The organism is Sphingobacterium sp. SYP-B4668, from assembly GCF_027627455.1.
Lineage (GTDB): Bacteria > Bacteroidota > Bacteroidia > Sphingobacteriales > Sphingobacteriaceae > Sphingobacterium.
The window spans coordinates 2,778,434-2,792,729 of record NZ_CP115483.1 but is presented as its reverse complement, the minus strand read 5'-3'; the positions used below and the strand labels follow the sequence as shown (position 1 = coordinate 2,792,729).

The window sequence follows — 14,296 nt, the reverse complement described above, 5'->3', positions numbered from 1 at the left end:
TACATGATTACTTCTATAGACTTTAAGTAAATGCATAAAATAGCTCGTAAAACACTGTTGTATAGTGTGTTAATGATACTGGTGTTATATTCATGTGCTCCGAAAACCAAGAGTGGATATAGTGAGGAAAGAGGATATGAGGGTAATATATCCGTTTCAGGTGCATTTGCTTTGTATCCATTAGTGGTCTTGTGGAGTGAAGATTTCAAGAAAATACATCCTCACGTACGATTTAACATTTCAGCAGGTGGCGCAGGAAAAGGAATTGCAGATGCACTAACAGAAATGGTCGACATTGGATTAGTGTCTCGGGATTTGCATCCACAGGAGATCGAAAGACATGCTTATCCTATTCATGTAGCAAAGGATGCTGTGATCTGCACCATCAATAGCAACCATCCGAATTACGCCATTCTCATGGAGCGAGGAGTGACAAGGATTGAATTGGAGAATCTTTTTGTACTAAAAAAATATAAAACATGGAATGAACTAGATGCAAGGTTGACGAAGGAGCCTATAGCCATCTATGTGCGCTCTGACGCTGCCGGAGCCGCTGAAACTTGGGCAAACTTCCTAGGGCATAAACAAGAGGACTTAAGTGGTGTTGGGATATTCGGCGACCCTGGTATTGCACAAGCCATCAAGGATGCTCCAAATGCCATCGGATTTAACAATATAAACTACGTATATGACCTTAAAACGAAAAAGGTCGCGAAGGATATAGACGTACTGCCTTTGGATCTGAATGAAAATGGAAAAATTGATGAAGAAGAAAGCTTCTATCGCTCGATCGACGACCTAACGGAGGCGGTATCTAAGGGTAGGTACCCCTCTCCTCCTTCTAGAAATCTAACTTTTGTGACCCGTGGCAAACCGGAGTCTGCATTAATTAGAAAATTCATCGCTTTTGTTTTGGAAAAGCAATCCCAGAGTATCTTGCTTGAAAATGGATATGTGCCACTTCATCAAGATGTTGTAGATATAGAACTGAAAAAAATACAAAATGTTCAATAGTAGACTTCTAAAAGACAAAATTATACAACGATCGACATTTGTACTGCTAATCTTGTCGATTTCCATTGTTGCGCTCATCGGTATCGGATTGTCCATCAAATCAATCCCGTTATTTGAATCTACCAATATCATCTCTTTACTGACCCAAAAAGTGTGGTCACCTATGAAGGGAGATTTTGGATTCCTGCCGTTTATAATGGGTACATTGTCCGTGACAATGATTGCATTGGTAATTGCTACGCCGCTATGTATTTTGACAGCTGTATACTTAACAGAATATGCAACGGTATCGCTAAAAAATATGATGCTACCCTTGGTGAATACTCTTGCAGCAATCCCACCGGTACTATATGGTGTATGGGGTGTACTTTTTGTAGTACCAGCGATACAGGAATACATAGCGCCTATGTTTGGTATACATACATCTGGGTATAGTGTATTGGCTGGAGGTATTGTGCTTGCTGTCATGATATTCCCCATCATGATCAGTATAATGGTAGAGGTGTTGCAAACGATTCCTTACGAGGTGAAATCCGCGTCTTTATCATTAGGCGCTACAAAATGGGAGACTATTCAACATGTGACCTTGATAAAGGCAAAGCCTGGAATCATTGCTGCAGCGGTACTGGCTATTTCCAGAGCTTTTGGGGAGACCATCGCGGTGCTAATGGTATGTGGTAACGTACCTAAGATACCAACTTCAATCTTTGATGCTGGATATCCCATACCTGCATTGATAGCAAATAACTTTGGAGAAATGATGTCGATACCACTTTACGATTCGGCTTTGATGTTTGCAGCGTTGCTGCTATTCGTGATTATATTATTGTTCAACCTAGTATCTAGGTTAATCTTGAATAAATTGGAAGGGAAATATAATGGCTAGTGTCAAAACAAGACTTCTAAAAGAACGCATTGCAAAATTGTTTATGCGTTTATCAGGAATGACGGTGACGGCTTCCTTGTTTTTCATATTGGGAACAATCTTGTACAAGGGGCTACCCTACTTATCTTGGGAAATGGTTTCACAGGTACCGCAAGGCGGATTTTACATAGGCAAAGAGGGAGGTGTATTGAATGCGATATTGGGCTCTTTATATTTAGCAGGGGCCGCGACTTTCTTGGCTACGCTTATTGGGGTACCTATTGCAATATATATGAATATCTATATCCGAGCTGGATCTAGGTTGTCCAGGCTATCAAAACTGCTTTTTGACGTTTTGTTTGGCATACCTTCCATTGTCTACGGGGCAGTTGCTTTTAGCTTGATGGTGTGGATGGGTATCCGGGCGTCGCTACTTGGCGGGATAATCACCATTACCTTCTTGACATTGCCAATCGTGGTACGTACGGTGGATGAGCTTATCAAAACAATACCTGGAGACCTTAAACATGTAACACTCTCTTTGGGAACGACCCGCTGGGAGGTTGCTAAAATCTTCATCCGTTATATCAAGCCAGGCATTCTAACAGCTATCTTGCTTGCATTTGGTCGTTCTATAGGAGATGTTGCCGGGGTGCTACTAACCTCTGGATTCAGCGATAATCTTCCAAAATATATTGATGAACCGGCTGCTACTCTGCCATTGGCTATTTTTTTTCAATTAAGTAGTCCTATTCCAGAAGTGCAAGGTAGAGCGTATGCTTCCGCACTCATACTATCATTTATCATTTTAACCATCGTTTTATGTACACATATCCTACAAGCGAAACAGAAGAAACACAAGATATAAAAGCCTTGGGAATGCCTCATTTGGAGATCAAGGATCTCAATGTATACATGGAGGGCAATCATATCCTGAAAAATATCAATCTTGCACTGCCGAACAATTCTGTAACGTCTATCATCGGACCTTCGGGGTGTGGTAAAACGACACTTCTGAAAACGCTCAATCGTTTATTGGACGACACACAAGGAGTCGAGGTAAAGGGCTCCGTATTGGTAAATGGAGAAGATATCTATGCAAAAGGTGCAGAGGTGACACATATCCGAAAAAAAATGGGCCTTCTTTCCCAAAAACCATTTCCTTTGCCTATGTCAATCTTTGACAACATCGCATATGGACCTCGTATACATGGGGTGAGGGATAAAAAGAAATTGAATAAAATAGTGGAAGATCAACTTCGGAATGTGGGACTGTGGGAAGAGGTAAAGGACAGGCTTGACCAGTCTGCTACACGACTATCTATCGGCCAGCAACAACGGCTATGTTTGGCTCGCGGACTAGCTGTGGAACCCGAGATTATCCTTGGGGACGAGTCTACTTCAGCCTTGGATCCCGTATCAACGCAGACGATTGAAAACCTACTAATCGAACTCAAAAAGGATTACACCATTGTACTGGTGACGCACATCCTACGTCAGGCAAGACGCGTGTCAGATTACATTGCATTTGTATACAATGGCGAAATTCTAGAGTTCGGACCAACAGAGCAAATCTTGCTCAATCCGCAACATGAAATAACCAGACAGTATGTCAAGGGGTTTATCTCTTAATAACCTCTTGACATACGCTATGTCTGAATAGCGAGATTATAAGAACATTCTCATAAAATCTCGATTAGAAAGCCAGCTCATAAGTTTTTTTAAGTTTTCGGTGGCTTGTTGTTTCGTCTCCGGCACTATTTTCTTATTCTTGGTCAAGGATGTCGGGACTGGACTATTGTTCAGCTCGACCTTGGAAGCAAAATAATTGAGATTAAGTTCGGGGATGGCCACACCCAATATCATCCCAGGAAGACCATTAATCAACTCGGGGCCTCCAGAAATAGGAATTTGGGGCGTGTAGAATGCCACAACATAAATAGAGTCTTGTATAACACCATTGACTCGCCTACAATCATAACCAGCAATAGTCCTATACTCGTTGGTGAATTTCCACTTTACTGTAGGAATCGAATCTACCATCAATAATTCATCGTCACCAAAAGGAAGCAGCTTTTTGAACGTTTTGTTCTTAAAATTGACATAGGTCTTGGATTCGCTGTAATATTCTCGATTACGGATAATATTGCGATAACTAGCGGGATATTCTTCAACCAAATTTTCAAAGAAGGTCTCTTGGTCGCTGAATTTTAATGTGTTTTTGGTAACAACTTCAGCAGGCCCATTTTTTAGAAGATCTTCTAAGAACATTTTAGAAAAGACATGGTCCTGATCGGTACGCTTGAGTTGAGTTTTAATATAGTTGTGAAGGTGTAGTTTTCGTTCATATGTAACCGTACCATTATCCGCGAAGAACGCGTACTGTGCACTTGCAGATTGAGGAACGAGAAGCGAAAACAGGATGCAGATTACTAGGATTGCTTGCTTAATCATTTTTGGCTCCCTCCTTTCATTGTTGTAAAATTGTATATGACTTTGAACATAAAATATCTATTGATTACGTCATTTTGAGTTTCCGTATATGTTGATCCCGACTGACTTCTTCGGATGCCATTCCGCTGGTTGAATAAGTCATTGACGGATACCCTTGTCTCGAGACTCTTGTCCTTAAAGAATTTTTTTGATACGTATGCATTGACATAGTAATTGTTGATTGCTTTATTAAAAACTGAAGTAGCGGCTTGGTAGTCTTGATCCATGTCTATAGCAACTCTATATTCTTTTGAGAACAGGTAACTGACATTGCTAAAACTCCTGAATGTGAAAGCTTTACTATTATTTTGGGGTTGAACGCTTGAACTCATGAACGAAACTCCAGGTCTGAGATTGGTATAAAAGGTAAAACCACGCTCAACATGCCTGTTGAATCCAATATTTGCAGAATAATTGACAGATTTTCCAAGATTCAATTCTGGGGAAGAGGTTGTTGCGGTGATATAGTTGTATCCTGCATTATAGTCGAGCGATAGTCCAACGGAGGACTTCAAACTATATTTCTTCTTCAGGTTGAAATCAAAACTTCCATATATACTTCCATTTAAATTTTTCTTATCAAACACATTTACATATTGAAGGGTACGCATGCCTGTTGTGGGGTCAATCGTCACAAATGAGGTGATATTGTCACTGGTATTGCCCAGATAGATACTTACATAGAAATATTGTTGTTTGAGTTGCTTGAACGAGTTGTAGGAAACTGAAACGGTATTTCTGAAACCAGCTTCTAAATCTTCATTTGGTAAAAATGTGGTTTTTTGATCGGTATTTTGCCGAAGGGGAAGAATTTGGTTTAAGTTGGGTTGGATAGTATTTCCATAATAATTGAGTCGGATCGTTTTACTTTTGGACAGCTTATAATTGATGTTCAAGTTGGGATTATACGAAAGCTGATCAATATCCAATATACGTTGGTCAACGTAGTCATTTCGGAAATTACGAGATGCTGTCACCCTATTGGTCAGATTAATTGTGGTCTTGTCCGATACATAATTGAACCCAAGGTTTCCCGTATTTCTATTGTATTTGTAGCGTATATCATTCAAAACATCCTCATCTAGATTGGTATACTCTTGGGTAATCGGGTCTCGATCGAAAGATTGATTAAGCGATTTGCTCCGGTTGTCGTTATATTCATAGCCCACAGTTGCCGTAAGGCGTTTGGTAATGGGCTCAGAGTAATTGACAGATGCACTCCACCCTTTATTGTCGGAAAGATTGTGCTTATACTGGTCCACGATATCAATACTGTCTTTTTTGAGATATTCAACACTGGAAAAATATTGATTTTTGCTATCTTGATCGCTGCTATTGGCTGCTATCTTGAATGTTAAGGATCTTTTGGGTTTGGCAAATTTCTTGGTGTAATATGTTGAGAAGTCTACATTATCTGATTTGGCCTCTTCGAAAGAGCGACCTATAGACTCGTTGATGGGGTCATATTCTAAGGATTGCTCCAATCCGTTGGAGGAAGAACGATTCTCTCTATTACTGTTCTTATAACCAAGCGTAAAGGTCATCGTCGAACTCGAATCCAACTGTAAATCATACTTTACATTCGTATTGTGCCCTTGAGTAAGGTTGTTGGTCGTGGATTCGTTATTTTCAATACGTGAGAAGCCCGGCAATTCATTTTGCATGAATGTCCGGTTATTGTTGTCTACTTGAAGACGGGAATATTTATAATTGGCATTGATTTTATGCTTGCTATTTGCTGTCTTATCTGAATAGCTTGCGCCTGTATTTATGGACTTTGGCACCCCATTGCCTTCAAATCTACCACTGAAACTATCATCGTCGTTGCTCGTTATGAAGATGCCACCACCATCCATTGTTTCCATGGAAGAGCTACCTACTCCGAATTTTTGATTCGAGAAAAAACCCAATCCAACCGTTCCCTCGTTGCCAGCAGTTCCGAAAATAGCAATCTTTTGGGCGCCTTTAAATCGATTGACTACGCCAGTCGCACTATAGTATTTATCCGGACTTAGGCCTGCTGACAACTCGCCAAACGCGCCCTTCTTACTGTCTTCCTTGAGTTTTATATCTATCGTCTGATCGCGCACACCATCATCAATACCCGTACGATCTGCAAGTTCAGACTTTTTTTCATAAACCTGAACTTTCGATACCATATCTGCTCTTATATTTTTAGTGATTAATGTGGGGTCATCGCCAAAGAACTCTTCACCATCAAGAAGTACTTTTTTGACAGTCTTTCCCTGTGCTGTAATAGATCCGTCTGGATTGACGGTGACGCCGGGGAGCACACGTAAGAGGCCTTCAACTTTCGCACCCTCCTCTACCTTAAAACTAGCCGCATCATACTCTACCGTATCCCCTTTAATTACAACCGGAATCTTACCTGTGACCTGCGCTTCTTCCAATAAAATTGCGGCTTTTGACAGCTCGATTTTGCCAACGTCTACAGGTTGATCTGTGATCTTGATGTCTTTGACAACATCCGCATATTGCGGATAATTGACGATCAACTGGTAGCGCCCAGTATCTACATTGGAAAGTGTGAATTTACCGTCAGGATTTGCTCTAGCAAAGTTGACTAAAATAGAATCTTTTGCGTTCAGCAAGACAATAGAAGTCCTTTCAAGTGCGGTTTTGTCCTTGGAATCTATGACCGTCCCAGTCACAATTAGCTTAGATTGGGCCATGACCGTACTACAGAGGCACGCCGCGAGGAAGAATACCAGATATTTTACCATAATTCAGAATAGGTTTTACGAACTATTCGTAAATATAGGGTACATTTATTTAAAAATAATACGAAATCAATAATTTAACATTATTTAATAAATGAGTTAAAATTCCCTTAAAATCAGGAAGGGTTTAATTTGCGGGCGCTCTTAAGCATCAAGGTGTTTAAAGCGTAAAGCTGAATAGGCATAGCGAGGGTATCACGCTCAAAATAGTGATGTGGTTCTGGCCAAAAAGGCACATATTAAATCTAATGAAATGAAGCTCGCGAGTAAATATACACCTAAAAGAAAATGACGGTCACAGATACCGAATAAGGTGCCATTAGGTAATATTCCTAACAGATATTAAAATCAGTGAAGCAGGGTGGATATTAATTTGGGTAAGAATATAATCAGCCCTACCGCTAGCGCTCCGAGAGCTGCGATGAGTACGGCTCCCGCTGCAATATCTTTTACTTTTTTGATATTGGGGTGATATTCCTTGGTTACAGTGTTCGACAAATGCTCTAATGCCGTGTTCAATCCTTCCAAAGCCGTTACTAGCGAAATGCAGAGTATGACAATACACCATTCTAACATCGAGATCTCTAGCATGAAGCCAAAAGCCACCGCTAAGACAGCTGCTATCAAATGTATCTTTGCATTGCGCTCTTTCCCAAAGAGCAAGACAAGTCCTTCAAGCGCGTACTTAAAACTAGCAATCTGAGTCTTAAAGACATTTTGTTTATTGGATTTTTGCATCAGCTATATGGAAAACATAGAATACTTTGTTACACCAAAGTTACACCAAAACGACCTTTAAACATAGTCAAATTTGTATTGATACGCAATTATACTTTAGCACATACCTGTAGATATTGCACATATTTAGCTAACTCAAACATGTAAACTCTAAAAGAAAGCAGTCCTTTTTAGGCTATACTAATTGAAATAAATCCGATACGCCCAGTATTTTGCGTGAGGTAAAGCCTTCTGCATATTTGGCTTGTATGCTCCGTCCCAACTCCTGGGCCCTACCTTTTGTAGAACTCATAAAGTCAGGATTTGAAATATAAGTTTGTGGCCCATCCTCCTCCCCCACAGAATTGAATTGGGTGCTGTATGCCAATATGGACTGTTCCTTAACATCCCAATAGGGAGTAATGTCAATGACAATATCCGGCTTTATGAATAAGTCTTGTATAAGCTGTAACTGTAGACGTGGCCTAAAAGGCTCTTGTATATGACCATCCAAGGTCGTCTCGACGCGCCTTAGACCTGCTAAAAAAAGTGCATCATTGACTAACTGGCTAGCTCTTCCATGATCAGGATGCCGATCGGATAGTGCATTTGTAATAACGATATCAGGGCGGAATTTTCGGATTGATTTAATCACTTCCAACTGCTCAGTCTCTCGATTCTCAAAAAATCCGTCTCTTAGACCTAAGTTTTCGCGAACACTGACACCTAGAATAGCAGCTGCTTTGGCAGCTTCGTAGGCTCTCGTTTCGGCCGTACCACGCGTGCCTAGTTCACCTCGTGTTAGGTCGATAATTCCCACCTTTTTTCCTTCATCAACATATTTTGCAATAACACCGCCTGCTCCCAATTCGGCATCGTCAGGATGCACGGTCATAACCAATAAATCTAACTTCATGTCGTAACATCATTTATAGTTGCTGACAAAGGTATGAATTTTACCTTCACGATATTGTCATTATTCGTTTAGCAATGTTTCAATCTTACGATGCAATCTAGCAGTGTTGGGGCCTGTGAAAGGATAAAAATAGTCAACTACCTCTCCTTTTCTATTGATGAGGTACTTATGAAAGTTCCAAAGTGGCCTGCAATCAAATTTGCCGTTGAGTTCTTTATGGGAAAGGTATTTAAAGAGTGGGTCCACATATTCACCCACGACATGCGTCCGTTTGAAAACAGGGAAAGTAATTTGCTGTTGTAGCCTGCAAAATGTCTCTAAGCGTATGCCTGTGAGCGGTTCTTGATGATTAAAATTGTCTGATGGGAAAGCGAGGATTTCGAACCCTTTGTCTTTATACTTTTGATAAAGTTTTTCCAACCCCTTATACTGCTTAGTAAACATACATTTACTAGCTGTATTTACAATTAGCAATACTTTGTCATGGTAATCCCCAAGAGATTTTTTCTCACCATTGAATTCTAAAGCATGAAAATTGTAAATGGACTGCATGGTATATGTTTGATTTAAGGAAGCGGTGGAGAGGCAACCTGCCGGGTCCTTTCCATGCCTCTTATTATATTTTCAATTTCAAAGTCTTCACTCTTGTCATAGGTATTCTTCAAATCATGCCCCACTACTCTAGCGATCCCTTGGTAAAAGAAAGCGGTAAGTCCTCCTTTCATCTCTTTGACCATATCATAGCTAGTCTTGCCGGTCTGCCGATCTACTAATTTAATCAAGATCTTGCCTTGTGTTATAGAGAGGTTTTTAATTTCTTTTGTGAATTTCTCCTTAATTTCTTCCTCACAGGCTTTAATTAGCCTCTTTTGTATCTTTTCGTCATCCACTAAAGCGAGATCTCTATCGAGCTGATCGTAGCGCTTTTGCGCATAAATAGCGTAGGGCAAGACCCTAAGGACATTTCTTCTTAGTCTTAAATATTGTAATCTCGCATCTTCGCTAGTCCATACGCGCTTTGCCGTCACGACTACTTCGGGAATTGGAAACCAGGGGACCACCTCACCATCGTCTAGTGTGGTGGTGGGATAGTGCTCCACTACCTCTGGTTGCCCAGCGCCATAATGCGGCTTAGTAAGTGTCTGCGCCTCGACTAGTGAGGTCAAGCTACCCATTAATACCAAACCAAAAAAATGCTTAATATTCATTTTCACATCAAAAAAAGTCTATTTTTTCATTCTGTTAAATAATTTTACTACATTTATTCAGAGAACACCATTAGACACATAAAGGTACTTTATTCTATTCTAATTTAAGAATAAATATTGGAAGTATCCCAAAATATTACAGCAAGTTTATGAAAGAGTATGTGATTGATATAGAAGCTGAAAATAAAGAAATTCGTAAAAGATATAGAGATTTACTAAGAGCATGTAAGCCTACCTTACAACGAGGAGATAAACAAGAGATTCGCAAAGCATTCGATTTGGCCCTCGAAAGCCATAAGGAAATGCGTCGTAAGTCTGGTGAGCCATATATATTCCATCCTATTGCTGTTGCAAAAATTGCTGCAGATGAAATTGGATTGGGTACGACTTCTATCGTGTGTGCATTGTTGCATGACGTCGTGGAGGATACGGCTATTACACTTACCGAAATTGAAGAGCAATTCGGTAAGAAAGTTGCACGGATTATCGATGGCTTAACAAAGATATCGGGCATATTTGACCCGAATAGCTCCATGCAAGCAGAAAACTTCCGAAAAATGCTCTTGACATTGGCCGATGATGTCCGTGTGATTCTCATCAAGCTGGCTGATCGCTTACACAATATGCGTACCATGGAATTCATGGCAAGAGACAAACAGCTAAAGATTGCCTCTGAGACGAGCTATCTTTATGCACCTCTTGCGCATAGACTAGGGCTATATGCCATTAAATCCGAGTTGGAAGATCTGTCCATGAAGTATACAGACCCCGACACATATAAATTTATAGCGAAGAAACTAAATGAAAAGAAGGCGGAAAGGGAAAGATTTATCTCCGATTTCATAGGTCCTGTCAATGAGATTTTGGAGGAACAGGGTATCAAGGCCGAAATCTTCGGACGACCGAAATCCATCCATTCCATTTGGAATAAAATGCGTAAAAAATCAATCCCCTTTGAAGAGGTGTATGATTTATTTGCGATTCGTGTCATCATAGATACACCATACGAGAAGGAAAAAACGGAATGCTGGAAGGCGTACTCTATCGTGACGGACTTGTACAGACCCAACCCTGACCGCCTACGCGATTGGATATCATCTCCTAAAGGAAATGGGTATGAATCACTCCATACTACTGTGATGGGGCCTAGAGGCCAATGGGTCGAAGTGCAGATTCGAACCAAACGAATGAACGAAATTGCAGAAAAGGGCTTTGCCGCGCATTGGAAATATAAAGAATCTAATTCGGATAGCGGATTGGACCTCTGGATTCGAAAGGTAAGGGATATCCTTAGCAGTGCAGACACAAATGCATTAGACTTTGTGGACGATTTTAAAATGAACCTTTTCTCGGATGAAATCTTTATTTTCACGCCGAAGGGAACATTGATTCAACTACCGCACGACGCGACGGCCTTGGACTTTGCATTTGAAATCCATTCGGATATTGGCGCGACTTGTATTGGAGCCAAAGTGAATCACAAGCTTGTCCCCCTAAGCCACAAATTACAAAATGGTGACCAGGTTGAAATCATTACCTCTAGTAAACAGACTCCTAAAGAGGATTGGCTTAATTTTGTAGTCACGGCCAAAGCAAAGTCGAAAATACGATCTTCACTTAAGGAGGAAAAACGGCGGGTGGCGGAAGATGGAAAAGAAATCTTGGAAAGGAAGTTGAAATCGCTAAAGATTACTTATAACACGGATAATATCAATAAGATTTCGAATTATTTTAAATTTCCAAGTTCACAGGAGCTATTTTATAATGTAGCAAAGGGGCTGATCGACATTAAAAATCTTCGAGAGTATGCGGTAAGTGAAAAAGTAATCGATACTTCGCAGAGCCAATTCAATTCGCATATTAGCGGTTTGGTTGAAAAGATCAACAAAAAGGATTTAGATACACTGTTGATTGGAGATGATTTGCAAAAAATCGATTATACCCTTGCTCCTTGTTGTAACCCGATACCTGGTGATGATGTCTTTGGATTTTTGACTGTTAATGACGGAATTAAGATTCATCGCACGAGTTGTCCAAATGCTTCTAAATTAATGGCGAACTATGGTTATCGTATCTTGAAAGCCAACTGGTCTTCGTCAACCAGTAATAATGTAGCATTCCTTACTGGGCTGCGCATTGTCGGAATAGATGATGTGGGCTTGGTCAATAAAATTACAACTGTTATATCCCAGGAATTTAAGGTGAATATACGATCGCTTTCTATTTCAAGCAACGAAGGTATATTTGAAGGAAATATCATGGTATTCGTGAATGATACAGACCAGTTGGAAAATTTGATTAAGAATCTGAGAAATATCAACGGTATCACGGGTGTAACGCGATATGAGTCGGAAAATTAATCAGTTGAATCTCACAATTTATAAAAAGTCATTAATTTGAATCTAATTTGGTAAATTTGTAAAGAATCTTAGTTTAGATATGAATCCATCAGAAAATTACGCTACAGTAAAAAAAATATTTGAAGCTTACTTAGAAAATAAAAGTCTAAGGAAGACTCCTGAACGCTACGCTATTCTTGAAGAAATTTACTCGCGTTCGGATCATTTTGATGTGGAGTCGTTGTACATCCACATGAAGAACAAAAAGTACCGTGTAAGTCGTGCTACCGTATATAACACATTGGAGCTATTGGTGTCCTGCGACTTGGTTACCAAACACCAATTTGGACGTAATATGGCCCAGTTTGAGAAGTCGTACGGTTTTAAACAGCATGACCATGTTATTTGTATAGAATGCAATAAGGTAGTTGAGTTTTGCGACCCCCGCATTAACCAAATACAGAGTCTGATGGGTGACCTGCTGAAGTTCGATATCAAACACCATTCTTTAAATCTATACGGCGTATGTGAAGACTGTCGTCTAAAAGAAGAGAGTATTAAAGAAAAGGCCTCAAAAGTGGTTATTTCAAATTAATTCTCATTATTCGTAAAATATTGTGTTACATTTGTTCGGAAAAACGACTACCGTTATTTTTCCGAACTTTTTTATTTTAGAATATATCATTATCTAAATATTTTTTTAATCTCAATACAAAAAAGCTATGCAAGTTGATGTGCTTTTGGGCCTGCAATGGGGCGATGAAGGTAAAGGTAAGATCGTGGACGTACTATGTCCTAAATACGATTTAATCGCTCGTTTCCAAGGTGGCCCTAACGCCGGACATACGTTGGAGTTTGATAACAAGAAATTCGTATTGAACACAATCCCTTCCGGTATCTTCAATGAAGGTACAATGAATCTGATTGGGAATGGTGTTGTTATCGATCCAATTATCCTAAAAAGGGAACTAGATAATTTAAAGACAGCTGGATTCGATCCTGTTGGAAAAGGTAATCTCGTATTGGCTCGCAAGGCTCATTTGATCCTTCCTACCCACCAATTGTTAGATGCTGCATCGGAATCTAAGATGGGGGCTGGTAAAATAGGCTCTACATTGAAAGGCATTGGTCCAACCTACATGGACAAAACCGGGCGTAATGGGCTACGCGTGGGTGATACTACTTTAGCTGACTTCAAAGAACGCTACGAGAGACTAAAGGAAAAACATCTTTCAATCTTGTCGCATTATGGCGAAATTCCTGATTTTTCTGAAAAAGAAGAAGCTTTCTTGGCGGCAATCGAATATATCAAAACTATCCCACATGTCGACTCTGAACACTTGGTCAATCAGTATCTAAAGGAAGGCAAACGCGTATTGGCAGAAGGAGCTCAAGGAACATTGTTGGACGTAGATTTCGGCTCTTATCCATTCGTCACCTCTTCCAATACGACAACAGCGGGCGCTTGTACGGGTCTTGGTATCGCTCCAAATAAAATCGGAAAAGTATTTGGTATTTTTAAAGCATACGCTACTCGCGTAGGTGGTGGTCCTTTTCCTACAGAATTGCATGATGAAGTCGGTGAAAAGTTGCGCCAGTTAGGCCATGAGTTTGGCGCTACCACTGGGCGTGCAAGGCGTACAGGATGGATTGACATCCCCGCACTGAAGTATGCCATCATGCTAAATGGTGTTACTGAATTGATTATGATGAAAGCTGATGTGTTGGATACATTTGACAAGATTTATGCTTGCACGCATTATAAACATGACGGTCAAGTAATCGATTACATGCCTTATGAAATCATTACAAATGAAGCTGAGCCTATATTGGAGGAGATCGAAGGTTGGAGTCAAGATCTGACTGGAATTACCTCGCAAAATGAGATTCCAGCAGCATTAAAAAATTATATCGATTATCTAGAAAAAGCTTTGGAGGTACCGATTACGTTTCTGTCTGTAGGTCCTGATCGTAAGCAAACATTAACTTTATCAAAATAATCC

At 40.1% G+C, this 14,296-nt stretch carries 13 protein-coding genes; 7 read left to right on the top strand and 6 right to left on the bottom strand.

The window, feature by feature from the left end; all coding sequences use genetic code 11:
- Positions 1–30: 30 nt before the first annotated feature.
- The 4 genes from OQ289_RS11605 to OQ289_RS11590 are packed head-to-tail and all read left to right on the top strand — an operon-like array spanning position 31 to position 3,511.
- Positions 31–1,014, top strand: coding sequence for a PstS family phosphate ABC transporter substrate-binding protein (locus OQ289_RS11605; RefSeq protein WP_270087026.1), 984 nt, complete (start codon positions 31–33; stop codon positions 1,012–1,014).
- Positions 1,004–1,900, top strand: coding sequence for a phosphate ABC transporter permease subunit PstC (gene pstC, locus OQ289_RS11600; RefSeq protein WP_270087025.1), 897 nt, complete (start codon positions 1,004–1,006; stop codon positions 1,898–1,900). The genes OQ289_RS11605 and pstC overlap by 11 nt, the downstream gene beginning before the upstream one ends.
- Positions 1,901–1,943: 43 nt before the next feature.
- The gene (locus tag OQ289_RS11595; protein ID WP_270087024.1) at positions 1,944–2,747 is read left to right on the top strand and encodes a PstA family ABC transporter permease; all 804 of its coding nucleotides are present in this window, start codon (positions 1,944–1,946) and stop codon (positions 2,745–2,747) included.
- Entirely contained in the window at positions 2,702–3,511 is an 810-nt protein-coding gene (locus OQ289_RS11590; RefSeq protein ID WP_081981083.1) for a phosphate ABC transporter ATP-binding protein, read from the top strand. Before OQ289_RS11595 ends, OQ289_RS11590 begins: the two co-directional genes overlap by 46 nt.
- A 36-nt stretch (positions 3,512–3,547) precedes the next feature.
- Here the strand turns inward: OQ289_RS11590 and OQ289_RS11585 are convergent, their stop codons facing one another.
- The 6 genes from OQ289_RS11585 to OQ289_RS11560 form a co-directional block, all read right to left on the bottom strand.
- Entirely contained in the window at positions 3,548–4,333 is a 786-nt protein-coding gene (locus OQ289_RS11585; RefSeq protein ID WP_270087023.1) for a GLPGLI family protein, read from the bottom strand.
- Entirely contained in the window at positions 4,330–7,116 is a 2,787-nt protein-coding gene (locus OQ289_RS11580; protein ID WP_270087022.1) for an outer membrane beta-barrel protein, read from the bottom strand. The genes OQ289_RS11585 and OQ289_RS11580 overlap by 4 nt, the downstream gene beginning before the upstream one ends.
- Before the next feature lie 345 nt (positions 7,117–7,461).
- Positions 7,462–7,851, bottom strand: coding sequence for a diacylglycerol kinase family protein (locus OQ289_RS11575; RefSeq protein WP_270087021.1), 390 nt, complete (start codon positions 7,849–7,851; stop codon positions 7,462–7,464).
- Positions 7,852–8,026: 175 nt separating this feature from the next.
- Positions 8,027–8,746, bottom strand: coding sequence for a bacillithiol biosynthesis deacetylase BshB1 (gene bshB1 / locus OQ289_RS11570; RefSeq protein WP_270087020.1), 720 nt, complete (start codon positions 8,744–8,746; stop codon positions 8,027–8,029).
- 60 nt (positions 8,747–8,806) lie between these two features.
- Entirely contained in the window at positions 8,807–9,298 is a 492-nt protein-coding gene (locus tag OQ289_RS11565; protein ID WP_270087019.1) for a glutathione peroxidase, read from the bottom strand.
- 14 nt (positions 9,299–9,312) lie between these two features.
- Positions 9,313–9,954 carry a DUF4294 domain-containing protein gene (locus tag OQ289_RS11560; RefSeq protein WP_270087018.1) on the bottom strand — a complete coding sequence of 214 codons (642 nt, stop codon included), beginning with the start codon at positions 9,952–9,954 and terminating at the stop codon, positions 9,313–9,315.
- A 149-nt stretch (positions 9,955–10,103) separates the two neighbouring features.
- Between OQ289_RS11560 and OQ289_RS11555 the strand changes: the two genes are divergently transcribed.
- From OQ289_RS11555 to OQ289_RS11545, 3 genes are all read left to right on the top strand, one after another.
- The gene (locus tag OQ289_RS11555) at positions 10,104–12,314 is read left to right on the top strand and encodes a RelA/SpoT family protein (RefSeq protein WP_270087017.1); all 2,211 of its coding nucleotides are present in this window, start codon (positions 10,104–10,106) and stop codon (positions 12,312–12,314) included.
- Positions 12,315–12,393: 79 nt separating this feature from the next.
- Positions 12,394–12,888, top strand: coding sequence for a Fur family transcriptional regulator (locus tag OQ289_RS11550; protein ID WP_033562442.1), 495 nt, complete (start codon positions 12,394–12,396; stop codon positions 12,886–12,888).
- Between the two features lie 127 nt (positions 12,889–13,015).
- The gene (locus OQ289_RS11545; RefSeq protein ID WP_270087016.1) at positions 13,016–14,293 is read left to right on the top strand and encodes an adenylosuccinate synthase; all 1,278 of its coding nucleotides are present in this window, start codon (positions 13,016–13,018) and stop codon (positions 14,291–14,293) included.
- Positions 14,294–14,296 lie beyond the last annotated feature (3 nt).

What these genes read in the sequence shown, in the direction of transcription:
- OQ289_RS11605 (WP_270087026.1), top strand. Translation starts at nt 31, where the DNA reads ATGCATAAAATAGCTCGTAAAACACTGTTGTATAGTGTGTTAATGATA.
- pstC (WP_270087025.1), top strand. Translation starts at nt 1,004, where the DNA reads ATGTTCAATAGTAGACTTCTAAAAGACAAAATTATACAACGATCGACA.
- OQ289_RS11595 (WP_270087024.1), top strand. Translation starts at nt 1,944, where the DNA reads ATGCGTTTATCAGGAATGACGGTGACGGCTTCCTTGTTTTTCATATTG.
- OQ289_RS11590 (WP_081981083.1), top strand. Translation starts at nt 2,702, where the DNA reads ATGTACACATATCCTACAAGCGAAACAGAAGAAACACAAGATATAAAA.
- OQ289_RS11585 (WP_270087023.1), bottom strand. Translation starts at nt 4,333, where the DNA reads ATGATTAAGCAAGCAATCCTAGTAATCTGCATCCTGTTTTCGCTTCTC.
- OQ289_RS11580 (WP_270087022.1), bottom strand. Translation starts at nt 7,116, where the DNA reads ATGGTAAAATATCTGGTATTCTTCCTCGCGGCGTGCCTCTGTAGTACG.
- OQ289_RS11575 (WP_270087021.1), bottom strand. Translation starts at nt 7,851, where the DNA reads ATGCAAAAATCCAATAAACAAAATGTCTTTAAGACTCAGATTGCTAGT.
- bshB1 (WP_270087020.1), bottom strand. Translation starts at nt 8,746, where the DNA reads ATGAAGTTAGATTTATTGGTTATGACCGTGCATCCTGACGATGCCGAA.
- OQ289_RS11565 (WP_270087019.1), bottom strand. Translation starts at nt 9,298, where the DNA reads ATGCAGTCCATTTACAATTTTCATGCTTTAGAATTCAATGGTGAGAAA.
- OQ289_RS11560 (WP_270087018.1), bottom strand. Translation starts at nt 9,954, where the DNA reads ATGAATATTAAGCATTTTTTTGGTTTGGTATTAATGGGTAGCTTGACC.
- OQ289_RS11555 (WP_270087017.1), top strand. Translation starts at nt 10,104, where the DNA reads ATGAAAGAGTATGTGATTGATATAGAAGCTGAAAATAAAGAAATTCGT.
- OQ289_RS11550 (WP_033562442.1), top strand. Translation starts at nt 12,394, where the DNA reads ATGAATCCATCAGAAAATTACGCTACAGTAAAAAAAATATTTGAAGCT.
- OQ289_RS11545 (WP_270087016.1), top strand. Translation starts at nt 13,016, where the DNA reads ATGCAAGTTGATGTGCTTTTGGGCCTGCAATGGGGCGATGAAGGTAAA.